General features: G+C 37.9%; 31 protein-coding genes. 2 read left to right on the forward strand and 29 right to left on the reverse strand.

Features of this window, described 5'->3' with window-relative positions; translation table 11 throughout:
* Positions 1-128: 128 nt before the first annotated feature.
* From V7124_RS05650 to spoIIIAA, 18 genes are all read right to left on the reverse strand, one after another.
* Positions 129-968 carry a TlyA family RNA methyltransferase gene (locus V7124_RS05650; protein ID WP_335418294.1) on the reverse strand — a complete coding sequence of 280 codons (840 nt, stop codon included), beginning with the start codon at positions 966-968 and terminating at the stop codon, positions 129-131.
* Positions 969-971: 3 nt separating this feature from the next.
* The gene (dxs, locus tag V7124_RS05655) at positions 972-2,867 is read right to left on the reverse strand and encodes a 1-deoxy-D-xylulose-5-phosphate synthase (protein WP_335418291.1); all 1,896 of its coding nucleotides are present in this window, start codon (positions 2,865-2,867) and stop codon (positions 972-974) included.
* A 150-nt stretch (positions 2,868-3,017) separates the two neighbouring features.
* A complete protein-coding gene (locus V7124_RS05660) occupies positions 3,018-3,911 on the reverse strand; it encodes a polyprenyl synthetase family protein (protein ID WP_335418288.1) in 894 nt (297 codons plus the stop codon).
* A gap of 3 nt (positions 3,912-3,914) precedes the next feature.
* Positions 3,915-4,148, reverse strand: coding sequence for an exodeoxyribonuclease VII small subunit (locus tag V7124_RS05665; RefSeq protein ID WP_335418285.1), 234 nt, complete (start codon positions 4,146-4,148; stop codon positions 3,915-3,917).
* Positions 4,138-5,496 (reverse strand): exodeoxyribonuclease VII large subunit, encoded by a 1,359-nt coding sequence (gene xseA / locus V7124_RS05670; RefSeq protein ID WP_335486963.1) that lies wholly within the window; start codon positions 5,494-5,496, stop codon positions 4,138-4,140. The genes V7124_RS05665 and xseA overlap by 11 nt, the downstream gene beginning before the upstream one ends.
* A gap of 13 nt (positions 5,497-5,509) precedes the next feature.
* Positions 5,510-6,364 carry a bifunctional methylenetetrahydrofolate dehydrogenase/methenyltetrahydrofolate cyclohydrolase FolD gene (gene folD / locus V7124_RS05675; protein WP_335486966.1) on the reverse strand — a complete coding sequence of 285 codons (855 nt, stop codon included), beginning with the start codon at positions 6,362-6,364 and terminating at the stop codon, positions 5,510-5,512.
* A 31-nt stretch (positions 6,365-6,395) separates the two neighbouring features.
* Positions 6,396-6,785, reverse strand: a complete 390-nt coding sequence (gene nusB, locus V7124_RS05680; protein WP_335486969.1) for a transcription antitermination factor NusB — start codon at positions 6,783-6,785, stop codon at positions 6,396-6,398.
* A gap of 202 nt (positions 6,786-6,987) precedes the next feature.
* The gene (locus V7124_RS05685) at positions 6,988-7,395 is read right to left on the reverse strand and encodes an Asp23/Gls24 family envelope stress response protein (RefSeq protein ID WP_335418274.1); all 408 of its coding nucleotides are present in this window, start codon (positions 7,393-7,395) and stop codon (positions 6,988-6,990) included.
* A gap of 17 nt (positions 7,396-7,412) precedes the next feature.
* The gene (gene accC, locus V7124_RS05690) at positions 7,413-8,768 is read right to left on the reverse strand and encodes an acetyl-CoA carboxylase biotin carboxylase subunit (RefSeq protein ID WP_335486972.1); all 1,356 of its coding nucleotides are present in this window, start codon (positions 8,766-8,768) and stop codon (positions 7,413-7,415) included.
* A 14-nt stretch (positions 8,769-8,782) separates the two neighbouring features.
* Positions 8,783-9,298 carry an acetyl-CoA carboxylase biotin carboxyl carrier protein gene (gene accB, locus V7124_RS05695; RefSeq protein ID WP_335418268.1) on the reverse strand — a complete coding sequence of 172 codons (516 nt, stop codon included), beginning with the start codon at positions 9,296-9,298 and terminating at the stop codon, positions 8,783-8,785.
* A gap of 133 nt (positions 9,299-9,431) precedes the next feature.
* Entirely contained in the window at positions 9,432-9,986 is a 555-nt protein-coding gene (locus V7124_RS05700) for a SpoIIIAH-like family protein (RefSeq protein ID WP_335418265.1), read from the reverse strand.
* A 15-nt stretch (positions 9,987-10,001) separates the two neighbouring features.
* The gene (spoIIIAG, locus tag V7124_RS05705; RefSeq protein WP_335486975.1) at positions 10,002-10,658 is read right to left on the reverse strand and encodes a stage III sporulation protein AG; all 657 of its coding nucleotides are present in this window, start codon (positions 10,656-10,658) and stop codon (positions 10,002-10,004) included.
* Entirely contained in the window at positions 10,648-11,280 is a 633-nt protein-coding gene (gene spoIIIAF / locus V7124_RS05710; protein WP_335418259.1) for a stage III sporulation protein AF, read from the reverse strand. The genes spoIIIAG and spoIIIAF overlap by 11 nt, the downstream gene beginning before the upstream one ends.
* Before the next feature lie 11 nt (positions 11,281-11,291).
* Positions 11,292-12,491, reverse strand: a complete 1,200-nt coding sequence (spoIIIAE, locus tag V7124_RS05715) for a stage III sporulation protein AE (protein ID WP_335418494.1) — start codon at positions 12,489-12,491, stop codon at positions 11,292-11,294.
* Positions 12,492-12,528: 37 nt separating this feature from the next.
* A complete protein-coding gene (spoIIIAD, locus tag V7124_RS05720; RefSeq protein ID WP_335418490.1) occupies positions 12,529-12,918 on the reverse strand; it encodes a stage III sporulation protein AD in 390 nt (129 codons plus the stop codon).
* Positions 12,919-13,123: 205 nt separating this feature from the next.
* Positions 13,124-13,327: a stage III sporulation protein AC gene (gene spoIIIAC / locus V7124_RS05725; protein WP_007084610.1), complete on the reverse strand. Its 204-nt coding sequence runs from the start codon at positions 13,325-13,327 to the stop codon at positions 13,124-13,126.
* A gap of 11 nt (positions 13,328-13,338) precedes the next feature.
* Entirely contained in the window at positions 13,339-13,854 is a 516-nt protein-coding gene (spoIIIAB, locus tag V7124_RS05730; protein WP_335418232.1) for a stage III sporulation protein SpoIIIAB, read from the reverse strand.
* The gene (gene spoIIIAA / locus V7124_RS05735) at positions 13,855-14,778 is read right to left on the reverse strand and encodes a stage III sporulation protein AA (protein ID WP_335486977.1); all 924 of its coding nucleotides are present in this window, start codon (positions 14,776-14,778) and stop codon (positions 13,855-13,857) included.
* A 189-nt stretch (positions 14,779-14,967) separates the two neighbouring features.
* On the opposite strand from spoIIIAA, the gene V7124_RS05740 reads away from it, so the two are divergent.
* Entirely contained in the window at positions 14,968-15,642 is a 675-nt protein-coding gene (locus V7124_RS05740; RefSeq protein WP_335486980.1) for an SIMPL domain-containing protein, read from the forward strand.
* A gap of 55 nt (positions 15,643-15,697) precedes the next feature.
* Here V7124_RS05740 and V7124_RS05745 read toward each other — a convergent pair whose 3' ends face one another.
* The 11 genes from V7124_RS05745 to V7124_RS05795 are packed head-to-tail and all read right to left on the reverse strand — an operon-like array spanning position 15,698 to position 23,948.
* Positions 15,698-16,207 carry a TlpA family protein disulfide reductase gene (locus V7124_RS05745; RefSeq protein ID WP_335486982.1) on the reverse strand — a complete coding sequence of 170 codons (510 nt, stop codon included), beginning with the start codon at positions 16,205-16,207 and terminating at the stop codon, positions 15,698-15,700.
* Positions 16,208-16,219: 12 nt separating this feature from the next.
* Complete coding sequence (locus V7124_RS05750; protein ID WP_335418219.1) at positions 16,220-16,345, reverse strand: CcmD family protein; 126 nt, start codon at positions 16,343-16,345, stop codon at positions 16,220-16,222.
* Positions 16,346-16,357: 12 nt separating this feature from the next.
* Entirely contained in the window at positions 16,358-17,116 is a 759-nt protein-coding gene (locus tag V7124_RS05755) for a cytochrome c biogenesis protein (protein ID WP_335486984.1), read from the reverse strand.
* Between the two features lie 3 nt (positions 17,117-17,119).
* Positions 17,120-17,794 (reverse strand): heme exporter protein CcmB, encoded by a 675-nt coding sequence (locus tag V7124_RS05760; RefSeq protein ID WP_335418212.1) that lies wholly within the window; start codon positions 17,792-17,794, stop codon positions 17,120-17,122.
* Positions 17,794-18,498, reverse strand: a complete 705-nt coding sequence (locus tag V7124_RS05765) for an ABC transporter ATP-binding protein (RefSeq protein WP_335486987.1) — start codon at positions 18,496-18,498, stop codon at positions 17,794-17,796. The genes V7124_RS05760 and V7124_RS05765 overlap by 1 nt, the downstream gene beginning before the upstream one ends.
* 25 nt (positions 18,499-18,523) lie before the next feature.
* Positions 18,524-19,516, reverse strand: coding sequence for a hypothetical protein (locus tag V7124_RS05770; RefSeq protein ID WP_335486990.1), 993 nt, complete (start codon positions 19,514-19,516; stop codon positions 18,524-18,526).
* On the reverse strand, positions 19,513-19,890 hold the full coding sequence (locus V7124_RS05775; protein ID WP_335486993.1) for a hypothetical protein: 378 nt from the start codon (positions 19,888-19,890) through the stop codon (positions 19,513-19,515). Before V7124_RS05775 ends, V7124_RS05770 begins: the two co-directional genes overlap by 4 nt.
* Positions 19,891-19,902: 12 nt before the next feature.
* Complete coding sequence (locus V7124_RS05780; RefSeq protein WP_335486996.1) at positions 19,903-20,406, reverse strand: cytochrome c-type biogenesis protein; 504 nt, start codon at positions 20,404-20,406, stop codon at positions 19,903-19,905.
* A gap of 1 nt (position 20,407) precedes the next feature.
* Entirely contained in the window at positions 20,408-22,390 is a 1,983-nt protein-coding gene (locus tag V7124_RS05785; RefSeq protein WP_335486999.1) for a heme lyase CcmF/NrfE family subunit, read from the reverse strand.
* 15 nt (positions 22,391-22,405) lie between these two features.
* Positions 22,406-22,870 (reverse strand): cytochrome c maturation protein CcmE, encoded by a 465-nt coding sequence (locus V7124_RS05790; RefSeq protein WP_335487002.1) that lies wholly within the window; start codon positions 22,868-22,870, stop codon positions 22,406-22,408.
* 13 nt (positions 22,871-22,883) lie between these two features.
* Entirely contained in the window at positions 22,884-23,948 is a 1,065-nt protein-coding gene (locus tag V7124_RS05795) for a hypothetical protein (protein WP_335487004.1), read from the reverse strand.
* Positions 23,949-24,325: 377 nt separating this feature from the next.
* Between V7124_RS05795 and V7124_RS05800 the strand changes: the two genes are divergently transcribed.
* Positions 24,326-24,685: a rhodanese-like domain-containing protein gene (locus V7124_RS05800; RefSeq protein WP_335487007.1), complete on the forward strand. Its 360-nt coding sequence runs from the start codon at positions 24,326-24,328 to the stop codon at positions 24,683-24,685.
* Positions 24,686-24,842 lie beyond the last annotated feature (157 nt).

Here is a 24,842-nt window from a genome sequence, read left to right on the forward strand (position 1 = left end):
TGCGGGGTCTCACTCAGCTCGTGCATCCCGCAGGAGTCGAGCCCCTTTCGCTCCAATCAACAGGTTCTAAAATCAACAGTATTCATTAACACAGCCTTTACCAAAAAAATAGAAGGATAAGCATATGCTTATCCTTCCACATCTTGTTTGGTTTTTAATTCTAGATGGGAGTTTTTCACAATTTGTGAAGGCTCCGTCGGTAATAGGTTTTGACCTATTTCCTGCTCACCCTGCCACCTAAGATGAAGTAGAAACTCAATATTCCCGTCTCCTCCTGTTATAGGAGAAAAGGATAAATTAACTACATTAAATCCTTGTTCAAGGGAAAAATCGACAATTTTATTTACAACCTGTAAATGTACTTTTTGATCGCGAACAATGCCTTTTTTTCCAACCTGATCCCGTCCAGCTTCGAATTGCGGTTTTACGAGTGCAATTATATCACTGTCAGGTACAAGGAGTGTCTTTAAGACAGGTAAGATTAGCTTTAGTGATATAAAAGAAACATCAATGGTTGCAAAATTAGGCATTTCCCCTGCTAAATCTTTTGGTGTTACATAGCGAAAGTTGGTTCTCTCCATTACCACTACTCGTTCATCTTGACGAAGCTTCCAAGCAAGCTGATTATAGCCTACATCCAAGGCATATGACATTTTAGCACCATTTTGTAGTGCACAGTCTGTAAAACCTCCTGTTGAAGCACCGATATCGAGCATCGTCTTATCCTGGACTGTCACATCAAAGATTTTTAAAGCCTTTTCAAGCTTTAGTCCCCCTCGGCTGACATAAGGAAGCGCATTTCCTTTTATCATTAGCGGTATATCTATTTTTACTTTCTCGCCAGGTTTGTCTAAGCGTTCCTCATTCGAATAAACCAATCCAGCCATAATCGAACGTTTTGCTTTTTCTCTCGTTTCGGCTAAGCCTCTTTCAACTAATAACACATCTAATCGTTCTTTATTCTTCATTGCTTAAGCCCTTTGTTGTTTTTTTCTTGCAAGTATAGTCATTCTATTAACTACTTCTGTAGCTGTCATCCCAATTTCTTCAAGTAATGAATTAACATCACCATGTTCGATAAATTTATCTGGTATCCCTATTCTATCGATTGCTTGATGGTAATAGCCCTGATCATGTGCGTATTCGAGTACAGAACTTCCAAAGCCGCCTTGGAGCACAGCTTCTTCGATGGTAAGGATAGGAATATTTTTTGAAAATAACTGGTTGAGCATCTTTTCATCTAATGGCTTTATGAAACGAGCATTTACTACTTTTACAGCAATCCCTTGTTTTTCAAGGATTTTCGCTGCATCGAGCGCCATAGGTATCGTAGTGCCAAAAGTTAAAATAGCGGCATCTTCGCCTTCCTTTAGCACTTCCCAAGTACCAATTGGGATACTTCTTAATTTTTCATCCATCGGTACGCCTAAACCATTTCCTCGAGGGAACCTCATTGCAATTGGGCCATCATCATACTTGATCGCGGTATAAACCATATGCTGCCCTTCATTCTCATCCTTAGGCATCATGATAACAAGGTTAGGGATATGTCTTAAAAAAGCAATGTCAAACACGCCCTGATGGGTCTCACCATCTGCTCCTACTAATCCAGCCCGGTCAATGCCAATAAAAACATTCAGATTTTGACGGCAAATATCGTGAACAACTTGATCATATGCCCTTTGTAAGAAGGTTGAATAAATCGCTAAAAATGGCTTCATATTTTGAGTAGCTAGACCTGCTGCAACGGTAGCAGCATGCTGCTCGGCAATTCCGACATCGTACATTCTTTCAGGAAACTCACTTGCAAAGCCCTCAAGTTTAGATCCTACTGGCATTGCAGGTGTAATTGCTACAATTCGGTCATCTTCTCGTGCAAGCTTCCGAACTGTTTCACTAACCAAGCTGCTCCAAGCTGGCGGCGGTGTCTTTGCTGGTTTAACAAACGCACCTGTATCCATTTTATAAGGTCCCGTTCCGTGCCAAGTGCCTGTTGTATCACTTTCAGCAGGGTTGAAGCCTTTCCCTTTTTTCGTGATAACATGAAGAAGGACTGGTCCTTCGGTTTTTTTAGCATAACGGAGGTTTTCAAATAATGCTTCATAATCGTGCCCATCAACAGGACCTAAGTAAGTAAAGCCTAGTTCCTCAAAGAACATACCAGAAACAAATAAATATTTAAGACTATCCTTAATTCGTTCAGCTGTTGCGGCTAGTTTACCTCCAACAGCAGGTATCTTTTTCAGGAGCACCTCTAATTCATCTTTCACCCATTGATATTTTCCAGCTGTTCTCAATTGACCTAGTATATTATTGATAGCACCGACATTTGGTGCGATTGACATTTCATTATCGTTAAGAATCACAATCATGTTCTTCTTTTCATGTCCAATATGGTTTAATGCTTCTAATGCCATTCCACCTGTTAAAGCACCATCGCCAATAATCGGAACGACGAAGGAATTTTCCCCTTTTAAATCTCTTGCAATTGCCATCCCCATTGCTGCTGACAGTGATGTTGAGCTATGCCCAGTCTCCCAAACATCATGCTCGCTTTCAATTCTTTTCGGGAAGCCGCAAAGTCCTTTATATTGACGCAAAGTATCAAATTCACAAGCTCTGCCTGTAAGTATTTTATGAACATAGGACTGATGACCTACATCCCAAATAAATTTGTCATTGGGGCTGTCGAAACATTTATGTAAGGCTATTGTTAATTCGACAACACCTAAGTTCGGGCCTATATGGCCACCAGTTACTGACAGCTTTTCAATCAAGAATTGGCGTATTTCTTGACTTAGTCCCTCCAATTCTTGATTTGACATTCCTTTTAAAAAGGAAGGGTCTTTTATTGATAACAGATCCATGTTTGGACCACTCACTTTCATACAATTTCTTTCAGCCATCACGCAAGTTAAAAATAGCCGCTAACACAGGAAGTGGTAACGGCATTGACACGTTCTCTACATTGACAACAATTATAACACAATTACGTTGTTGTTCAAATACCAGTTATTTTAGTGGTCTCTCGATGCAATTAAGTCAGCAATTTCGTTAAGCAGATTTATATTAAGTCCCGTCTTTTCTAAGTATTGCTTAGATTGGGCCAGTTGTGTTTGTAAAGCATCTTTCGCACCATCCATCGATAATAGCTGTGGGTAGGTACTTTTCAAGTTAGAACTATCACTTCCGACAGGCTTACCTAAAACTTCAGGAGTCCCTTCCACATCGAGAATGTCATCCTGGATTTGAAAAGCTAGACCAAGATGATGTGCAAACGCAGATAGGTTTTCAAGTTGAGAAGGATTAGCCCCTCCTAACAGGGCACCTGCGATAACACTATATTTTAAAAGCTTTCCTGTTTTATGGATATGGATGTACTCAAGCTCTTCAATGGTAAGCGTTTTTTCTTCCCCTTCCATATCTGCAACCTGACCCCCAACCATTCCTTCACTACCAGCAGCTTTGGCCATCTCGATGACTAATTGGAGTTTAATCTCACTTGAAGCAATTTCATTTGGAATTTGCCCGATAACCTCAAAGCTAAAAGTTAATAATGCATCTCCAGCTAAAATGGCGATAGCCTCACCAAACACTTTGTGATTGGTTGGCATCCCTCTTCTAAAATCATCGTTATCCATGCTTGGTAAATCATCATGAATTAATGAGTAGGTATGAATCATTTCAATTGCAGCAGCTGCCAACAGCCCATCCTTAGGATCTTTCCCCAAAGCATTGATGGTAGCAAATAATAATAAAGGTCGGATTCTTTTCCCGCCTGCTTTTAGGGAATACTGCATGGCTTCTTTTATAATAGGAGGTGCCTTCAGCTTTTCCACCAAGGTTCGTAGCTCTGATTCAAGTAGCTGTTTATATTCTTGTGTAAAAGCATCTAGAACTTTAGTATTCAAAGCCTACTCCTCCTCTTCAATCGTAAAGTTTTGTTTACGACCATCCTCCGTAATAATCTGTGTTAGTTGTTCCTCAACACTTTTTAACTTGTCATGACAAAGCTTGGACAGCTCCATCCCCTCTTTATAAAAAGCAATCGCCTCTTCTAGCGGGACATCTCCTTCTTCAAGCTTATCGACAATTTGTTCTAACTTATTCATCGCTTCCTCAAAAGAAACCTTTTGGTCATTCGTCACGGTTTTCGCTCTCCTTTATGTTCTGTACATTACAGAGAAGACTGCCATCTGATAATTGAATTTGAAGTGGTTCATTCTCTTTAACTTGTTTAACACTTTTTATTAACACATTCTCTTCTGAATAGACGAGACTATACCCACGTTCCATTATTTTTAACGGGCTTAAGGCTTGGAGCGTTGAAATGACCCTTTTGAATTCTGTCCGTTTCTTTAAAAGAATTTGTTCCATTGCCCGTCCGATATCTTTTTGCGAACGTCCAAATCGACTCTCTGCATCTCGTAAAGCTACTCTTGGATGGTTTCGGATGAGACGGTTATGTATCGTCTCATGTTGAGATTTTTTTACATCTGTCAATCGAGAAGCACCGCGAACAAGCATTTCTGTTAATTTGTCTACCTGTTCAAGCTTTTGTTCGTAAAGACGATGAGGGTAACGGAAAGCATAGGATTTTTGAACACGGTCTAATCGCTGCTTTTCGAAGCGATATCTTCCATTCATAGACTGCAGCATACGGGTTTTCCGCTGCAAAAGCCTCTCCACCAATTCATCTATATGAGGAACTGCCAGTTCTGCTGCGGCAGTAGGTGTTGGTGCTCGCATGTCCGCAACAAAATCAGCAATAGTAAAATCAGTTTCATGTCCAACCGCAGAAATAATAGGGATATCCGATTGAAATATAGCTCGCGCAACTATTTCCTCATTAAATGCCCATAATTCTTCAATCGAACCGCCTCCACGCCCAACAATGAGTATATCAAGCTCAGCCATCTTGTTTGCTTTTTCAATCGCTCTTGCAATCGACGGCGCTGCATTCTCACCTTGCACGAGGGCGGGCAATACTAGAATATTCGCAATCGGATAACGTCTTTTTATTGTCGTGATAACATCTCTTATTGCGGCTCCTGTTGGTGAGGTAATTACGCCAACTGTTTTCGGATAGCTTGGAATTGGCTTTTTATGTTTTATAGAAAATAGACCTTCTGCTTCAAGTCGTTTCCTTAACTGCTCATAGGCTAAAAATAATTCTCCTATTCCATCTGGCTTCATTTCTTTAATATATATTTGGTATTGTCCGCTTGGTTCATAAACAGAGATATCCCCTTTAACAACCACCTTCATTCCATTTTCAGGCGAAAACTTCATGGTCCGTGATTGGCCCGAGAACATAACGGCAAGTATCCGAGCTTTTTCATCCTTTAATGTAAAATACATATGGCCGCTTGAATGCTGTTTAAAGTTCGAAATTTCACCACAAACATGGACATCCTGTAAATGTGGGTCAGCATCAAATTTTCTTTTTATGTATTTTGTTAATGCCAGCACAGTTAAATACTTTTTATCCTGCATAACAAACTCCTTTTTAGAACCGCAGCGTATTTTTTGCTGATTTGAGTGTGTTATACATAAGCATGGTAATGGTCATCGGACCTACTCCTTTTGGGACAGGGGTAATATAACCGGCTTTTTTACTCACTTCATCAAAAGCAACGTCTCCGCAAAGCTTCCCCGCCTCATTCCGATTAATCCCAACATCTATTACGACTGCACCTTCTTTTACATGGTCAGCTTTGATGAAGTTGGCAATACCAACTGCTGCAACAATAATATCAGCTTGGGAAGTGTGGAATTGTAAATCTTTCGTCCTAGAATGACAGTACGTTACGGTTGCATGCTGATTAAGAAATAACTGCCCGACTGGTTTTCCGACAATATTACTTCTCCCCACAACCACTACATGTTTACCGGCAACAGATATCTCTGTTGCTTCTAACAGCACCATAATTCCAAAAGGTGTACACGGTAAGAATGAATCTTGACCTGTCATCATTCTGCCAATATTAATGGGATGGAACCCATCAACATCCTTAAGGGGAGAGATAGATTCTATCACTTTACTTTCACTAATATGTTTTGGAAGAGGGAGTTGTACGAGAATACCGTGGATGGCTGGATCTCCATTAAGTTCCTCAATTTTTGCAAGTAAATCTTCCTGGGAAGTCTCTTCCGGAAGTTCAATGAGCACGGAGTACATGCCAAGATCTCGGCAAGTTTTTTCTTTATTTGTTACATAGGTTCTTGATGCATGATTGTCCCCCACAAGGATTACGGCAAGTCCTGGTGTGATCCCGAGTTCCTTTAACTTCTGGACTTCAATTGCAATCTCAACCTTTTTTTGTGAAGCTATTTCTTTTCCATTAATTATCGTGGCAGTCATTACATTTCCCCCCCTAAAATTAGCATTACTACTAAAGCTTTTCTTTGACTTTAGAAAGTAAACCATTAATAAATCGGCTAGATTGTTCATCTCCGTAAATTTTAGCGATTTCAATCGCTTCATCTAGAACAACATTTTCAGGTACTTCATCTGGACAATATTTTAATTCGTAAACTGCGATCCTTAACAGGTTTCTGTCTACAGTAGCTAAACGATCCATTGTCCATTTTTCAAGGTTTGCCTTGATTAGTGGATCTATTTCATCTTTTTGTTCGATGACTCCTAAAACAAGCTTTGTTAAGTAGTCGTCTCCTTGCTCCCCTTCCAAAACATGTTCGATTGCAGAAGCTGGATCTGTATTACTTACATCGATTTGAAATAGAGCTTGTAACGCTTTTTCCCTTGCTGTTCTTCTTTTCATTATACCGTTAACTCCTTTAGAGATAGTAATTAATTTTTGTCAAATTTCATACATTGATTTCATGATTATGTTTTCACATAAACGATAATAGCATAACTAAAAGTGATTCGCACTGTAAGAAGTTATTTTTACCTATTTGTAATGTACTAAAACTCAAAAAAAAAAAGAAAAAACCAAAGGATTTACTCCTTTGGTCAAATTTTTAAATCTCTTCTTCCACTTCTGGTTCAGGCTTTTGGTTTTCAAAAGAGATTCCGACAACATGGATGTTTACTGCCTCTGTCTCTAATGCAGTCATATTAAGTAAAGCTTGACGAATATTGTCTTGTATTTTACCTGCTACAGTAGGTATCGATACACCAAATTTCATTAAGCAGTATACGTCGACTTTAATTCCTTCTTCTGATAATTCTACTTTAACACCTTTGCCATGGTTTTTCTTCCCTAATCGTTCAACCACTCCAGTCGCAAAATTTCCGCGCATTTGGGATACTCCTTCGACCTCCGAAGCAGCAATACCAGCAATTACTTCAATTACTTCTGGTGCAATTTCTACTTTCCCATGTCCGCTGTTTTCCTGATTCATTTCAAGTACATTATACTCGCTCATAAAGTACACCTCCATATTTAGATAGACTTCATCACATCATGTAATTCAAGAAACTTTGTATTAAATTGTCCCTCTACAAATTTTTCATGATCAAGCAATTTTAAATGAAACGGGATTGTCGTATGAATACCCTCGATCACAAATTCGCTTAACGCACGTTTCATTCGTGAGATTGCTTCATCCCTGGTAGTACCATATGTGATAACCTTCGCAATCATGGAATCATAATAAGGTGGAATGGTATAACCTGGGTACGCAGCTGAATCAACCCGAACACCAAAACCGCCAGGAGGCAGATACATATTAATTTTTCCTGCAGAGGGCATGAAATTCTTTTCAGGGTTCTCTGCATTGATTCGGCACTCAATTGCCCAGCCCGTAAATGTAACATCCTGTTGATTGTAGGTTAATTTTTCCCCGGAAGCTACTCGGATTTGCTCCTTAATAAGATCAATTCCTGTAACCATTTCTGTAACAGGGTGTTCCACCTGTATCCTTGTATTCATTTCCATAAAATAATATTTACGATTGCGGTAGTCATATATAAATTCTACCGTTCCTGCACCTGAATAAGCAACTGCTTTTGCGGCTTTTACTGCAGCATTTCCCATTTCTGTGCGAATTTCTCCATCTAATGCTGGTGAAGGAGTCTCTTCTAGGAGCTTTTGAAGCCTGCGTTGGATTGAACAGTCTCTTTCTCCTAAATGAATCGTGTTGCCATAGGAATCTCCAATGACTTGTATTTCAACATGACGGAAATCCTCTATATACTTTTCTATGTATACGCCAGGATTACCAAAAGCGGTTAAAGCCTCTTGCTGTGTAATATTTATACCTTTAATTAGTTCCTGTTCATTTTTGGCTACGCGGATTCCTTTACCGCCTCCGCCTGCAGTTGCTTTGATGATCACAGGGTATTGTATTCTACTTACAAGTTCTAGTGCCTCATCTATGTCATTAATAATACCAGTTGATCCTGGTACAATGGGGACACCTGCTTTGCGCATTGTTTCTCTTGCAATATCCTTTGTTCCCATTTTGGTAATGGCTTCAGGACTTGGTCCGACAAAGATAATATTACATTCGCGGCAAAGTTCAGCGAAATCTGCATTTTCAGCTAGAAATCCATAGCCAGGATGGATCGCATCACAAGCTGTTAGTTTTGCAACGCTAATTATGTTTGTTACATTTAAGTAACTATCTTTTGATAATGTCGGTCCTATGCAATAAGCTTCATCGGCAAGCTGAACATGGAGAGCTTCACGGTCCGCTTCAGAGAAAACAGCAACAGACTCTATCCCCATTTCTCTACAAGCGCGAATAATTCGGACCGCGATTTCTCCTCGATTTGCAATTAACAGTTTCTTTATCATCCAGTTATCGCTCCTTATTCCGGCTTCACTAAAAATAAAGGCTGTCCGTATTCTACTAATTGACCATTCTTGGCAAGTATTTCAACGATTTCACCATTTACTTCTGCTTCAATTTCATTAAATAATTTCATTGCTTCCACAATACAGACGATAGAATCTTTTGTCACACTTGAACCAGCCTTTACATATACATCTGCTTCTGGGGTTGGTGAGGCATAAAATGTTCCAACCATCGGGGAAGTGATTTTGTGTAAATTTGCTGTATCCACTTGGTTTGCTGCGGTAGTAACCGCTGCTGTCGGTGCTGTTTCTTGTGCAGGTGCTGCCGCAGTTACAGCTGCTGTTTCTACTGGTTGAATTACAGAAGCAACCTGAGCTGCAGCTTGTGGTACTGATTGTATGGTTGTTACTGTAGTTCCTGTATTTTTTTTCATTTTAATTTTTGAACCTTCATTTTCGTATACGAATTCATCAAGGCTGGATTGGTCAACTAATTTTATTAACTCACGAATTTCTTGTACTTTTAACACTTTTAACACTCCTTGTCCTGCAAGATTAAGACTAACTACTAATACTATACGCTAATACCTTGCCAAAGTTCAATATTCTTCTTCTTGTTCTGTTTAAAAAAGGAAAGCCACCCGGCTTTCCTTTTTTTTAGACTTATTTTGTTGGCTGGAATTCAACCGCGACAAAGTTTGTTTCACCTATTTCTTTCTTAACCATTTTAATAATCGCATTTGCTTCTGATTTAGATGATGCTTTTTTAGACTTTATAATAATTTTTACCGTTGGACCATCAGCTCTGACGAGGACGTCCTCATAATCCCTCGCTTTAATTAATGTTTCTAGCATTTCTTCCTTTTGGGCAATTTCATTTAATTTTTTCATTTGGTCGACTGCTTCATTTCTTTCATCAACAGGGAGGTCAGTTGTCGCCACAACTTCGGTTAAATGTTCTTTTAATTCGCTGCGCTCGTCTTGACGATTTATACGAAGCGCTTCAAATTCTTCATCACCAGAAACCTGTGAAATAATTGTATCCTCATCTTTTGCTTCAGAATCTGTTTTCATACCCTTTTGGTCAGCTTTTTCTTCTTGCTTCACTGTCGCAAGTTCATTGCTTTTTTGTTCAGGAGAAGTAATGTAATAAACCGATAATACAACCACCAAACTTAACATTGTTAATAACCAAACTGTTTGTTTTTTCAATAGCATTTGTAAATCCCCCTTTTATTTTTTAGGCATAACGGCAACGCGATGACTTGGTACATCCAGCGATCTAGTTACTGCCTCAATAATCCATTTTTTTACTTGAATATTTTCTGCACCTTTAGCTACTACCAGTACGCCGCGAATTTTTGGTTTAATTTCTCCGACAATAATGGGAACTTCTTTTTCCCCATTACGAATGATGACTACTTGCTCATCTGTTGAAGTATCTTGAACTTTTCTCTCTCCACCCTCGTTGTCCTTTTCTTCGGTTGTCTGTGATTTAGTTACTTTATTTTTCTCTAGCACCTGCTTATCCGTAGAATCAATGTTCACTAATACAGTTACATCATTTACACCAAGCATTTCTTCAAGTGCTTTCGTCAGCTGTTTCTCATATGATTCTTCATAGCCTGTGATTGTCTTATTATTGTTGGAATCTTTCTTAAGACTAAATGTTTCCACGTCTTCCGTTTGACCTTGACTGCTATTGACTGCTTGACTATCAACGGGTGTTGTTTTGTCAGAAAATAATACATTACTGACGATCATAAAGGCAGCACCGATACAAAGCACTAGGATCATATATTGATATTTCCCAGCCTTTTTATCCGAATTTTCTCCCTTTGAAACTATGTTTTTAAACCATGAAAATGGTCCTTTATTATTATTTTCCATTCTCTTTATTCATCCCCCCTTCAACCGAGACTTCAATTGCTTTTTCGGTTACATTCCAATGCTGCGAAAGAAATTCGGCAATTTTTTCTGATTCCTCTGTTGGATCTTTAGATGGAAGAGGTGTTCCTGTATTAATACTTACTGGTTGTATGGCTTCAACGGTTTTTACTCCTGTTTCAGGCTGTTTTAGGCGAACTGTAACCATTTCAAGGTTTTCAGGGAATGACTCTTGATTATCATCCTTGGTTGTTAGTTCTATTTTCGCTATTTCTAAACCAAATTCTTTCATCAACTCCTCTTTTACCCCTTTTTCAAGCTGGACAGCCATCGTTTTTAAAATATATGCATGATTGGAGGCTTGTATTTCTTTTTTTTGCAATTCTATTAAATTTTCCATATTTTTTTCTCCTGGACCTTGAAAGGAAGGAATCTGAGCCATTGCGGTTTCAAAATCCTTTGAGATTAACTTAAATATTGGCGTCAGAATAATGGCAATTAGTAGAAGCCCTGTCACCATTTTTGTATATTTCTGCAAACCAGTATTTGGAAGCAGCATATCTATTACAGTTGCCAGTAGGATAAAAAGAATAATATTGGTTACCCATTCTATTAAAAACTCCATAAAATTCTCCCCTATCTCATCATCATCGTTAGGTTTCCAGCTGCAACTATAACGGTAATACTTAAAAAGAACATGAGAGAGACGATGCCCAATGCAGCAAAAACATAAATAACACTTTTGCTAATAATATCTAAACATTTAATTACTGGTCCCCCGCCTAATGGCTGTAAAATAGCGGCAGCAAATTTATAAATAAACGCGATCATTAGTATTTTAAGTGCTGGAAAAGCCACGATAATTAGCAGAATCGCTACACCTGCAATACCTACTGAATTCTTCAACAAGCCTGAGGCACTAACGACTGTGTCCGCGGCATCCGTAAATATTCTGCCGATTACAGGGATAAAGTTACCTGTTACAAATTTTGCTGTGCGAATGGCAACTCCATCTGTAATGGCTGTTGAAGCACCTTGTACAGAAATAACCCCCAGAAAAACAGTTAAGAAAAGACCCATTAAACCAATGCTCCAATTTCTTAGTAGTTGTGCCAGCTGTGTCACCTTATACTGGTCTGACATCGTACTCACAATACTAAGAAGAGTGGCCAAAAAGAGCAGCGGAAGGATGACATATTGCATGAACATCCCACTTATATTCATTAAAAATAAGATAACCGGGTGAAAGAAAGCAGCGGAAATGATTCCACCAGAGGATGCAATGAGGGCTAACAAAAGCGGAATTAGCGCTAGGACGAAGGAAATCATACTCCCTATTGCCTCATTGGTATACTCTATGACAATATGAAAACTATTAAGTGCAATAATTACTAGAACCATATAGACGATAGAATAGGCAACTTTACTGATCGTACTGCTTTCAAAGGCATTTTGCATGGATTGGAGAAACATACTAAATATCGTCAGAAAAATGAGAGAACCTAACAATTTTCCATTGACAACAAATTCATGAAACAAGAATTTTAATATTCCTTGTGTCCAATCCTTGAAAGTAAATTTCTTATCTCCCTTCACAAAATCGTATAAACTTCCTTTTTGGCTTTCTGGGAGGAAGCCGCCATATTTAGTTTGGATATCCTCCCAATATTGTTTAAGCTCTGTCAAATCCATATTTTTAAGCTGTGTGTCAACTAATTCCTGTGGAGAAAGAGGTGTAGAGGCCAAACTATCTTCTTCGTTAGCTTGTACACTTGTCGAAGTAAATAATAAAAGTAATAGAAGGATAATAGGAATAATCTGCAGCTTTTGCTTCATCATTTTTCACCTCTTATTTTTCAAAAGAAAATAACCATTAGCTTGGAATCAGCTTGATGATTGTTTCAATCATTACGGTTAAAATTGGAATGGCCATCGCAAGAATCAGGACTTTTCCAGCAAGTTCAATTTTTGAAGCCAAAGCTCCCTGTCCTGCATCCTTTGTAATTTGAGAGGCAAACTCTGCAATATAGGCAATTCCGATAATTTTTAGTATTGTCTCTACGTAAATCAAATTGACATTTGCATTGACTGCCAGCCTTTCAAGCATATGAATAATTTCATAGATTTTATCGACTAAAAACAGAAAAATACTGCAGCCTACAAATACAATTAACAGGAAGGCAAAATTTGGTTTTTGTTCTTTGATGATTAAGGCAAGAAAGGTTGCAACGAGAGCCACTCCAACTATTTTAATAATTTCAATGGCACAGCCCTCCTTTCTTATTGAAGGTTATTTTCGCAACGAGTATTGTTAAAATCTTAAAGCCGATTTTAACGTGGAAATATTTTTTTAGGCCTTTGAATTTAGTTTGCAAGCTCTTTTCTAATAGAATTTATGCTTTTTTAAGAGAAGATACTGCAACTCATTTATTTTTTTTAAAAAAGCAATAAAGTTTAAGAAAAGAGCCTTACTGAAACAAGAAGACAGATTTTATTTTCTGGAAGAGGTCATCAACAATCGAAGCAACTTGAAACAATATATAAATAAAACCAAATAAAGTAACCCATTGGGCGTACTCCTTTTTCCCAACTTGATCAAGGACTGTATGCAAAAACGCAACCACAATTCCCACCCCGGCTATTTTAAAAATAATATCCACCTCTAAGCCCATTGCTTTTCCCCCTAAATTAATAAAATAATCAGTAATAGTCCTGAAAAGAACCCTAAACTCTTAACCATCTTTTCGTATTTAGCCTGTTTATCAATTGCGTCTGCTTCTTCCCTTTCAAGGTGGGAAAGAGTTAGCATAATATGCTTTTGCTGGGAAAAACGATCGTGCCGTCCAAGGGTTTCGCCGAATTGTTTCATAATCTCAAATTCACCTTGCTTAAAAGCAGTTTGTTTCCAAACCTCTTTCAAGCTGTCCTCCCAAGCTTCCTTTACTGTTGTTTCAGTATCTGTCAGTTTCTTAGCAAAGCCCTCAAAAAATGATGATAATGGCTTTGATAGTTGTGACGCTAATCTTCTTGCAGCTTCATGCAGGGGAGTGTGCCCGTACATAATTTCAGCTTCAAGTGATTGGAGAGCTGATTTTAACTGCCTAAGCTGTCTGGGACGCTCGCTTAAATGTTTGGCAGCTTCAAACCCTGTCCATGTGGTAGCAAGAATTATAAAAATGGCTCCAATTAATTTAACCATTTAGTTCACGCTCACTTTTTGACTCATTTCTTTTCCGTTACCATCGAAAATATGTGTAATGGTTCCTGGACCATGAGACCTGCTAAGAACAATAAATCGTTGGAATATGTTTTGGTCTAGAACGGTCTTTAATGAAGGTCTATTCCTTATTTCATCCAGGCTGAATCCATGAGTCGTCATAATAAGTTTTATTCCGGCGTGGACAGCCTCTTGGATGGCTTCAGCGTCCTCTTTACGGCCAATCTCGTCCACGACTAACACATCCGGACTCATTGAACGGATCATCATCATCATCCCCTCAGCTTTTGGGCAGGCATCGAGCACGTCTAGACGGTGTCCAAATGACATTTGAGGAATCCCATTTACACATCCTGCAATTTCCGAGCGTTCATCAACAATTCCTACCTTATAAGCATCTATCCCTTTTTCATGATTTCCTGTCGAAATAATTCTGGCAATATCCCGTAATAGCGTGGTTTTCCCCGTTTGTGGCGGACCGATAATCATCGTATGCATCCAAGAGTTTTTAAAAATAAAGGAAGTGATTTTCTCGGCAATACCAACCTTCTCCTTGGCAATCCGAATGTTAAAGGAAGCAATATCTCTTATCGCTTTAACCTTCCCATCTTCAAGAATTACCTTTCCTGCAAGCCCAATGCGATGACCTCCTGAAACTGTGATATACCCTCGCTTCAATTCTTCCTCAAGTGTATAGATGGAGAATTGGCTAATCTTGTTCATAAAATGAAAAGCATCTTCCTCTCGAATAATGTACGATAGAAACAGAGGAGCCCCTTTCATCGTAATTTCAATTGGACGGTTGATGCGAAATCGGATTTCTTCCAATTCTTCTTTTTGATTAGGAGGGATTTTACTAATTAGATCGGCGATGTTTTTTGGTAGGAATTTTAGGATCGTTTCCACATTCGTTCCTCCTTATTGCTTGTCTCATTATTTAAAATGTATGCTTTTCGATACGCAATATGACTTGGAAAATTTCAATTCTTTTAAAATACTCTTATATTCTATTAATTCAAAGGAATTGCTAGAACGAATATTTTCATTGTTGAAACGTACTTATAATATAGGAAACAGTGGAAAGGAGATCGATTCATGTATAATCAAAGACCAGCAATCCATCACCCACAGCCTCCAAGTGATAATTTAATTAAAGTTACTGGGGAGGGAGAAATTGCCGTTCAGCCAGATACAGCATCTGTTAATCTAGGTGTAGTAACTGAAGATAAGGAATTGGTTGAGGCACAGCAGCAAAATTCAACGATAAGTACGAAGATCATTGACTCTCTACTTGCACTAGGAATTGATAAAAACCATATACAAACATTTGATTATCGAATCGAACCAGATTATGAATATGTGGAAGGGAAAGCGATTTTTAGAGGATATAAGGTAACGCATATACTGCAGGTAAAAATCGATGATTTATCGCTTGTAGGAAAAGTAATAGATACTGCCGTTCAAAACGGTGCAAATGTTGTTGCGAACGTTCGATTTACGACAAAATTCAAAGATGCATATTATCAACAAGCACTTGCTTTGGCATTAAAAAATGCCGGTGACAAAGCAACAACCATTGCTGCTACCATAAGGGTAACCCTTAACCCAACTCCTACTCTAGTAATGGAAGTTGGAAACATCGTTCAACCTTTTGAAAGTCAGCAAATGATGTTTGCTAAAGGGGTAAGTTCAACGCAAATTGAGCCTGGGCAGCTGCTAATCAAAGCAAGTGTAATCGCAGAATTTAAATATCGACCGATTAATGGGTAAAAGAAAAAGGATTGAACCACTTGAAGTGATTCAATCCTTTTAAAATTCCGCTTTTCTAGTTATTGTATTTCTTTACCATTCCGTATAGTTGTGCGGATGTAACTGGTCCGTTGTAGTGCTCTCTTATTACACCTTGTTTGTCAATGACAAATGTTTCTGGCTGCCCGGTAACATTATACTTTTTTGCAACCTTTGAATTATAATCAAACACATAAACGGCAGGTGTATTATATTTTTCAAGGAATTTTTTGACTCGGTCCTTTGTTTCACCCTTGTTAATCATGATTAATCTGTATTGATCACCGTAATCCTTGGCAAATGCCTCTAGCTCTGGTGCTTCATCAACACATGGCTTACACCATGACGCAAAGTAATTCAAGATGATGACTTCGCCTTTGTAATCAGAAAGTTTCGTATTGGTTCCATCTAAATTAGGCAGTTCGAAATTATAGGCTTGATCACCAACATCAGTATTGTCACCTTTATTAGCTAAACTATATCCAAAAAAGCCGAACATTCCAATCAATAGAAACAATACGAGTAAGTTAATAACCCGTCTGCTCATCTTAACAACCCCTTATTTATCCAGTTGTTTTAAGAACTCAATATCTTTTTTCAGGCTGTTGTGACGCTTACCGATAAGAAGCATATAACCAAAAATGATTAACCAAACGACTGAATACGCTCCATACATGAATCCCATAATAAATTCCTCCTAGTTTTCTAATCTTTCACGTAATTTTTCTTTGTAGTGACCAACTTTAATTTTCATATTTTCAAAGGATACTCCCTTATGAAGGATATATGCATAAAGGAAGGTAAATGCGGCAATCGTTACTAACAACGCAACAAGCATAGTAGGGGCAATTCCTCCGCCCTCTTGTGAAGGTCCATCGCCAAAAACGATCGGATGGAATTTTGATTGCCACCAGCGAATAGCAAAGAATACGATTGGAACATCAGCAAATCCGATGATTCCAAAAACAGCTGCGAGCCTTGCTTTTTTGTCCCAAACCCCATCCATTTGGCGAACCATTAGATAAGCCATAAATAGGAAGAACAGAATCAATGTTGTGGTTAAGCGCGGCTCCCATGCCCACCATGTATTCCAAGAAGATTTTGCCCAGATTGGACCAGTTGTTAAGACGATAGCAGTAAAAACAACACCAATTTCAGCAGATACATAGGCATAGGTGTCATAAATCCGTTTGCGCTTTATTAAAAATAAGATACTAAAGACAAATGTCACAAAGAATGCTAAAAAAGCTACCCATGCTGATGGGACATGCATATAAAATATCTTTTGGACGACACCCATAGTCTTTTCAACTTCTGCATACATGAAAATGAAGTAGAATGCTGCTAACATCGATACTACCATTCCAACGTATAAAACTTTCGTAATCATTGATGTTTTTATTTGGACTTCTTCTAGGGGAAGTGTCACTTTTTCTCTTTCGAGATTCATACTCATTTTTTAAACCTCCAGGACATACTCAATTAGGATAAAACAAAGAACAAAGAAGATTACGTCATAGGCTACTACTAATTGCATCCAAGCAATGGCATTCGGTAATTTTTCCATATTGGTTAAGATAATTTTGGTCGCTTGCGTAACACCAATTAAGATAGGGGTTGTCATTGGGAAAAGCAAAAGCGGTAATAACATTTCACTGCTCTTTGAATTAGAAGCAAGTGCAGACAAAAAGGTTCCAATGGCAATAAATCCAAAACTACCGACAAATAATACTAAAATGAAATATAATATACTGCCAGTCATTTTAAAATCAAATAAAAGAAACAAAAACGGGATAGCAACAATTTCTACTATTATTATCATCGAGAAGTTTGCAATGAACTTTCCTAAATAAATGCTTGATGCATCCATTGGAGCAACCAGTAACCCATGCATGGTATCATTTCGCTGTTCTGATACTAATGAACGGTTAAGGCCCAAAATTCCAGAAAAAACGATGATGATCCAGACAGCGCCGGGAATAACTGCTTTTGTCGTATTGTTTGCTGGGTCAAAAGCAAAACTAAGTACTAAAATAACTAATCCAGCAAAAATAATCATCGTCCCCAAAACTTGCTTCGTTCTTAATTCTGAGTAAATATCTTTTTTGGCTATGGTGAGGGCTGCTTTTAACATTATGATACTTCCTCCACTAAACCCTGGTATTTTTCTGTAACTAAACCTAATGAATTTTTATCAATTTTAAAATCATCTGCAATCTTTCCATTTTTAATGATAATAATTCGATCACATATTTCTGCTGCCTGTTTGAAATCATGAGTTACCATTAATGTTGTGCACCCTTTTTCTTTCATAGAAAGGACAACATTATTTAGGATATTAATCGCACCTTGATCCAAGCCTGTATGCGGTTCGTCTAGCAGCATAATTTTCGGATCATGAATAATGGCTCTAGCAATCGCAATTCTTTGTATCATTCCACGGGAGAAATTTTTCACAGGTTCATTGATAAAGAATGAGAGACCAACTTCTTTTACAAGTTGTCTTGCTCTATTTTCAACATCCTTGACTCCATATAAATTTCCAAAGAAAACGAGGTTTTCTAAGGGAGTGTAGTGATCGTATAGCAAGCTTGAATGAGGTAGGTAACCGAACAACTTTTTAACTTCAATATGATCTTTTTTTAAATCCAATCCGTTAATCTTTACAAGACCAGATGAAGGCTTAATTAAGGTCGCCAGCACTTTTAACAGCGTACTCTTTCCAGCTCCATTTGGACCAAGGATAGCAACCGTTTCGCCTTGTTTTATTGATAGGTCTACACCTCGTAGGATTAACTTATTGTCGGCTTGCTTTGTAAGCTTTTTTATTTCAATCATTAAGTATCCCTCGCACTTCCGACTGTTACTCTACAAATTGGCGTAAATTCATTTTCACTTGTACTAAATGCTGCTTATATGCCGCCAATTTAGCTTGATAATCCTCTTCAGACATGTTTCCATCACCGAAGTTTTCTTCTAACTCAAGGATTTTATCCATTATTGCTTTTTGCTTAGCCATTAGATTTTTAAAAGCACTTTCTTCTTTATCTGCGCCAAGCCTTTTCTCTTCCGCTCTAGCCTTCATTCTAAAATAACCAAAATAGGACAATGCAGCGATAATAATAGCCGCCATTACAATTAAGAAAACATGCGGATCAAAGGTTTTCAGCGGAGATTGCGCCCACATCCGCAGATGGCCAGGATTATGAAAAGAAGGTGCTGTTTTAGTAACATTCGTGCTTGTTGCACCTGTTCCTTGTTCCGAACCTTGTGCTTCACTTGCTGATGGCTGTTTATCTTTGTCATAAATCATCGTAAAAGATTGTTTGGCCTCGATCCCTTCAACGCTGTAGCCCTGATAATTTTGATCGTCCATTTTGAAAAGACCTTGATTAGTAGCGGTAACATTTTTAAATTCAATGCTTCCCATTCCCTCTGGAACAAGAATTTGCATCATTTGAACAGGGTAATCAAAGCTTAAATTAATTTCCTCGCCCTTCGTCATTTTATAGCTATAAGGTAAAACCACTGTCTGATTTGCTGGAACAGGATCAGTAGTAATAAATCCTGTATCTACTTGCTTTTGAGCCACTTTGTTATCTAAAAAGGAAAATCCTGTTGCACCTGTTGGAATAGTGACATTTAATACTGCTTCGCCTGTGCCGTCGCCATTAAATTCTTCTGCACTCGTATTGCTGAAGTTAACCATATTCATCATATTGGTTGAACCATCTTCCGCAGGACTAACGACTAGGTAATGCATATCAACAGTTATCGGAGATTCTGCAGCTGCCATTCCATTGATTGGAATGAACAGCAGCAGCCCGAGGAGGAATACGGTGATTTTCTTGATCACTTTCCTTCCCCCTTTTTATTTTTATAACTATTCATGGTAGCTTCGATTTCACTTTCAATTTCAGCCATTAAATCTTTATCAATGCTCTGTTCTGCCATTTGCCCTTCTTCATCCTTCATGATGCTAACTACTTGTGATTCGTATTGTTTCTTAAGATTTTTGTAATCAGCATGTGAGATTTTATCCATCTTATACTCAAACTCTAATTCGTTAAGTGTGGATAAAAGGACTTCTTTGTTTGAAGCAGAATCCTGCCCCTTATTAGCGAAGCTTAAATATGAGTCTAAAGAAAAGAATGGTGCCAGAACGAGAAATAAACAAATCAGCACAAGTGCTGCTGTAAATATCATTGATATGATCGAGATTTCTTGCATTATGCTCACATCCTAAAGGTACTTTTTGCGTTCTTCTTCAATCATGGATGAAAGGATTTCCTCTTCTACTTCATCCGTATCAATTTCGTTGTCAAAGGTTGTTTCATCTGTTCCTTTTTTCTTCACCCATTTTCGAATGATGAAGAATATCGCCACCCCTGCAATTCCTAAAACTACAAAAGGTAATACCCAAGCAACTAAACTGAATCCACTTTTTTCTGGAGCTGTCAAAATTTCTTCACCGTAAATATTGAGATAATATTCACGAATTTTGTCCTTATCCCAGCCCTTGTTCATCATTTCAACGATATCTTCCTTAAAGCCTATAGTAAGATTACAAGTCTTTGGATCACATTCAAAGTGGTCCTGACCACAGCCACATGTACACATAAACTGAGAGGCCGCCGCTTCAAATTCCTTCGATTTGTAATCGAACTCTTTCGCTTGTACTTGGAAGATGGAAGCTTGAAATATAAAAGCAATTACAAGGAGTCCAATATAGATTTTACTTTTCACATTAAGACACCTCTTTGCGTACTCCTGTATATCGTGGAGTAATATTTTGATATTTCCCATTCCAAACTGCAAATAGAGAACCAATTACAATCATGAAGGAACCGATCCATAGCCACGCAATCATTGGGTTAACTTTTACAATAAAGGTTGCTTTGCCATCATCTTCCCAATCACTCAATACAACATATAGATCTTCTTTTAAGGATGAGATTAGACCAACTTCTGATGATGGCTGATCCCAGTTACCATAGAATACTTTTTCAGGCATAATATTTCCAATTCGTTTACCATTCTTGAAAACTGTCATTTCTGCATATACGATATCGTTAATGCCTTCACGTTTTTGATCAAGACGCTCGTAATTAATACGATAATCCTTGACTTCAATTGATTCTCCTAGATTCACTGTTTTCATTGTTTGCACATCATAGTTTTGTGAACCAATAATCCCCATTGCGATAAAAGCTATCCCAATATGGACCATGTAACCTCCATAGCGGCGGCGATTTTTAGTCATCAAGCGATAAAGTGAAAGATAAACTTTTTCCTTGGTCATTTTCCTTCGCGCCTTTACACCGCGATAAAATTCAAGGAAGTGTGTGATAAATAATAGAACGATTACTCCAAAGCCGATTACTGCCCAGGCTTTTTGAATTCCAAGAACGACCATTAATGCCATTGCAATAACTGCTAGGATTGCTGGTATTAAGAAGTTTTTCTTTAAATTCTTTAATGATGACTTTTGCCATGCTAATAATGGACATACAGCCATTACAAACATCATCGATAATAATATCGGTGCTTGAACCGTATTAAAGAACGGCATACCCACTGTAACCTTGGTTCCTCGTACAGCTTCTGATACTAATGGGAAAACTGTTCCCCAGAATACACCAAATGCTGCGCCTACTAACAATAGGTTATTGATTAAGAAGCTACTCTCTTTCGAAATGTATGAATTGAATTCTCCTGCACTGCGTTTAAGTAAATTATATCGGCTCATTAAGACGTACAATGCCCCAATTACCATTACTCCCATAAAGATTAGGAAGTATAAACCTAAGTTTGAATTAGCGAATGCGTGAACAGAAGTTAAAACTCCACTTCGTACAAGGAAGGTTCCGAATAATGTTAAAGCATAAGACGTAATGATTAAGCTGATGTTCCAAATCTTCAACATGTTTTTCCGCTCTTGGATCATGACTGAGTGCAAGAACGCTGTTGCTGTTAACCAAGGCATAAAGGAAGCATTTTCAACTGGATCCCATGCCCAGTAACCGCCCCATCCTAGCTCCACATAAGCCCATTGGCCGCCGAAAATATTACCTAGACTTAAGAATAACCAAGCTACTATTGTCCAACGTCTAGTCATTTTAATCCAGAAATCATCGACGTTTTTCAATAAGAGTGCTGCCATAGCGAAAGCAAATGGGATAGCAAGACCTACATAACCAAGGTAAAGTGTAACTGGATGAATAATCATTCCCGGGTTTTGCAGCATTGGGTTCAAGCCATGACCTTCTATAGGAACTTGATCCAATAGAATAAACGGTTTAGCAACAAACCCTAAGATTAGAAAGAAGAATACGATATTTCCTAATAGAATGGCGGAAATATACGGAACCATTGGATTTCCTCTCATTTTTCTTGAGAAAGCAATCATAACGGTGTAAAGAACTAAGAAGAATGTCCATAGCAATAAGGAACCTGAATTCCCAGCCCATAATGCTGTAAGTTTATAAATGATTGGCAGCTCACTGCTTGTATAATCTGTAACATATTCATATTGAAATTGAGATGTAGCGAGTAAATAGAATAAGGAAAGCATCGCCATCGAAGCACAAACTAGGATACCAATTACTCCACCCTTACCACTGTTGATTAATTTTTGATTCTTAGTACTAATCCCCAATGTAATAATGAGGAGTGAGTAAATCGCAAGTGCTAAACCTACATATATTGTTGCGTTAGCAAATAAGTACATATCGTCACCTTCTTATTATTTTGCCGAATCTGTTTCTGTTGGTGGCTGATCTAATAATTTTTTATGCGCTTCAGGATCATAGTTTTCAGCATCTTCACCTTCATATTTAGAAGGACATCTTGTTTTAACTGTTTCAGCAACAAACGTATCTTTTTTAGTAGGCGCTCCCTGGAGGATTACAATTACCCCTTCGGAGAAGTTATCAGGTCTTGTGCCGTTATGAATCACATGCATTAAGTTACCATCGTTATCTTTTAAATCAAACTTCAATTCAATCTTATCTGGGTTCCATTTAATTGATTCTTCGATTAATAGACCTTCAACTGTTACAAAATCCTCTTTATGTTTTTCTTGGTTTGCCAATAACTCTTTCATCGTTAATTCAATACCGCTAGATCCTGGTGTCGCTGCCATAAGCAAGAAAACTATGGCCCCTGCGATAATAAATCCACCAAGCATTACAATCGTATTCTTTTTCATCCCATTCACCTCATTAAATTAATTTTTTCATTTCCTCATCATACGTTTCTTGGTCAATTTTTCCTGTTAAAAGCTTTTTACGTAATTCTTTTTTATCGTCAACGCTGTTCGACTTGCTTTCTTTTTTTACTTGCTGCTTTTTAGGTTGGTTGGTTACCCCTTTTGAACCTGAAGCTTTAGGTGCAGACTGTGATTTACCCTTTAGACCTAAGTAAACAAACACACCAGCAATGATAATTGCGATTCCAATAACGACGGCACCGCCAATCCCTATTAATGGCCGATCACCGCCTGACCCACCTGATCCGCTTGTTCCTCCGGCAAGTTGATCTGTTGCAGTACCATTAACAGTCTCATGGTTTTCGTCATTAGGCGGCTGTTTCTCATTGATAGCTTCTAAAGTTGATTTAAATCCATCCTTTTGATAGGAAAAAGAATATTTATAACTTTCACCTTTTTTCACGTCTTTGTATTGATAGTAAAATAGCTCTTCACCATATTCACTTTTCGTATTGTTTGGCGCCTTTGGCTCTAGGGTGATATCTTTTGCATCCATTGGTGCATAAAAGATTACATCAAAAGTACCAATTTCGGCTTGGTTACTATATTCGAAAGTAAAGCTTCTATTATCTTTTACTTCTACTGTGCTTGTATAATACTCAACTACAAATCTATACGTTTCATCTTTCTTGATTGGCTTTGAAGGTTTCCAAGTGATAACACCTTTATCCTTATCTACATCAAAAGGACGCTGCACTTCTGGCTTATTGTCCTCTGGAAATTCAGCAACTAAGTATGCTTGGAATCCATTTTGATTTGCTGGTACTTCTATTTCAATTTTCCCATCAAAATCCTGCCCGCTTTTGTTGGTAAAAGTTCCGTACTGTCCAATAAGTAATGATGGTGTGTCTTTTGGCCAGTTTTCAGGATAATCAAATTCAGGCATAACCTGGATTTGCATTTCGCTATAAGGAAATTTCTCAGGCTGAAATGCTGTTTCAGCACTTGCACTTGGAATGATAAAACTCGATAAAAATGACATGATTACAAATAAAGCAAATAATTTCTTTTTAATCATATAGATCCTCCTTGAGCTCCTGTAAAATACTATTTTTCACTATAGCCCTCTTTGAAATAAATATAATATTAATCACCTATGTATAGTTGATTCACATTTGAACATTTTGTAAAAGGATAAAAAACGTTACCTTTTCGTCAAAAAACGACCACATAATGTTCACAATTACCTATCTAATAAAAATATCCTCCTGTTTTTTACTATCCCAACTAGTACTATAAACCCTAACCTCTGTACCTAGTTGGTTTGAAAATGAACGTTTTGTTAATTTCATCTCATTTAACCTACTTTTGTGATGGAGGACAGTGATTTTCCATTTTACTTTTTCTGAAAAACTATTATTATCAAGTTACATATAAAAAATAGAGGTGTAGAGAATGAAGAAGTTATTTACATTGTTTGCAGTTATACTGCTAACAGGATGTATGGGAGCTGCTTTTGAAAATGTTACGCCTGAGAAGGCAAAAGAAATGATTGATGAGGAAAAGGTAATCATTCTTGATGTACGATCTCCAGAAGAATTTAACAGTGGACATATCCCAGATTCAGAACTTGTACCATTACAGGTACTTGAAGGGATGAGTGAGGACCTCGAAAAAGACAAAAGTTATTTATTAGTATGCCGCAGTGGTAATCGCTCTCAACAGGCTGCTGAAATCCTAACGTCAAAAGGATTTAAAAACGTCTATAATATGACTGGCGGAATGAACGAATGGACTTATGAAATTGAACAATAATTCACCAGCTAAAAGGCAAATCAGTGAAGCAACTGCTTTACCATTAAAATGGACATAACGTAAAGGCAGTGTTAATGGATACTGTTCATTTTAAAACATGTTGATTGGAGCGAAAGGCGCTCGACTCCTGCGGGATGCACGAGCTGAGTGAGACCCC

Source organism: Neobacillus niacini (assembly GCF_036961885.1).
In the GTDB taxonomy this organism is placed as follows: Bacteria; Bacillota; Bacilli; order Bacillales; family Cytobacillaceae; genus Neobacillus; species Neobacillus niacini_H.

Bases quoted from the DNA above. Each gene is read 5' to 3' on its own strand.
- V7124_RS05650 (WP_335418294.1), bottom strand. From the start codon at position 968: ATGAAGAATAAAGAACGATTAGATGTGTTATTAGTTGAAAGAGGCTTA.
- dxs (WP_335418291.1), bottom strand. From the start codon at position 2,867: ATGGATCTGTTATCAATAAAAGACCCTTCCTTTTTAAAAGGAATGTCA.
- xseA (WP_335486963.1), bottom strand. From the start codon at position 5,496: ATGCAGGATAAAAAGTATTTAACTGTGCTGGCATTAACAAAATACATA.
- folD (WP_335486966.1), bottom strand. From the start codon at position 6,364: ATGACTGCCACGATAATTAATGGAAAAGAAATAGCTTCACAAAAAAAG.
- nusB (WP_335486969.1), bottom strand. From the start codon at position 6,785: ATGAAAAGAAGAACAGCAAGGGAAAAAGCGTTACAAGCTCTATTTCAA.
- V7124_RS05685 (WP_335418274.1), bottom strand. From the start codon at position 7,395: ATGAGCGAGTATAATGTACTTGAAATGAATCAGGAAAACAGCGGACAT.
- accC (WP_335486972.1), bottom strand. From the start codon at position 8,768: ATGATAAAGAAACTGTTAATTGCAAATCGAGGAGAAATCGCGGTCCGA.
- V7124_RS05700 (WP_335418265.1), bottom strand. From the start codon at position 9,986: ATGCTATTGAAAAAACAAACAGTTTGGTTATTAACAATGTTAAGTTTG.
- spoIIIAG (WP_335486975.1), bottom strand. From the start codon at position 10,658: ATGGAAAATAATAATAAAGGACCATTTTCATGGTTTAAAAACATAGTT.
- spoIIIAF (WP_335418259.1), bottom strand. From the start codon at position 11,280: ATGGAGTTTTTAATAGAATGGGTAACCAATATTATTCTTTTTATCCTA.
- spoIIIAE (WP_335418494.1), bottom strand. From the start codon at position 12,491: ATGAAGCAAAAGCTGCAGATTATTCCTATTATCCTTCTATTACTTTTA.
- spoIIIAC (WP_007084610.1), bottom strand. From the start codon at position 13,327: ATGGGCTTAGAGGTGGATATTATTTTTAAAATAGCCGGGGTGGGAATT.
- spoIIIAB (WP_335418232.1), bottom strand. From the start codon at position 13,854: ATGGTTAAATTAATTGGAGCCATTTTTATAATTCTTGCTACCACATGG.
- V7124_RS05740 (WP_335486980.1), top strand. From the start codon at position 14,968: ATGTATAATCAAAGACCAGCAATCCATCACCCACAGCCTCCAAGTGAT.
- V7124_RS05745 (WP_335486982.1), bottom strand. From the start codon at position 16,207: ATGAGCAGACGGGTTATTAACTTACTCGTATTGTTTCTATTGATTGGA.
- V7124_RS05750 (WP_335418219.1), bottom strand. From the start codon at position 16,345: ATGGGATTCATGTATGGAGCGTATTCAGTCGTTTGGTTAATCATTTTT.
- V7124_RS05755 (WP_335486984.1), bottom strand. From the start codon at position 17,116: ATGAGTATGAATCTCGAAAGAGAAAAAGTGACACTTCCCCTAGAAGAA.
- V7124_RS05760 (WP_335418212.1), bottom strand. From the start codon at position 17,794: ATGTTAAAAGCAGCCCTCACCATAGCCAAAAAAGATATTTACTCAGAA.
- V7124_RS05765 (WP_335486987.1), bottom strand. From the start codon at position 18,498: ATGATTGAAATAAAAAAGCTTACAAAGCAAGCCGACAATAAGTTAATC.
- V7124_RS05775 (WP_335486993.1), bottom strand. From the start codon at position 19,890: ATGCAAGAAATCTCGATCATATCAATGATATTTACAGCAGCACTTGTG.
- V7124_RS05785 (WP_335486999.1), bottom strand. From the start codon at position 22,390: ATGTACTTATTTGCTAACGCAACAATATATGTAGGTTTAGCACTTGCG.
- V7124_RS05790 (WP_335487002.1), bottom strand. From the start codon at position 22,870: ATGAAAAAGAATACGATTGTAATGCTTGGTGGATTTATTATCGCAGGG.
- V7124_RS05795 (WP_335487004.1), bottom strand. From the start codon at position 23,948: ATGATTAAAAAGAAATTATTTGCTTTATTTGTAATCATGTCATTTTTA.
- V7124_RS05800 (WP_335487007.1), top strand. From the start codon at position 24,326: ATGAAGAAGTTATTTACATTGTTTGCAGTTATACTGCTAACAGGATGT.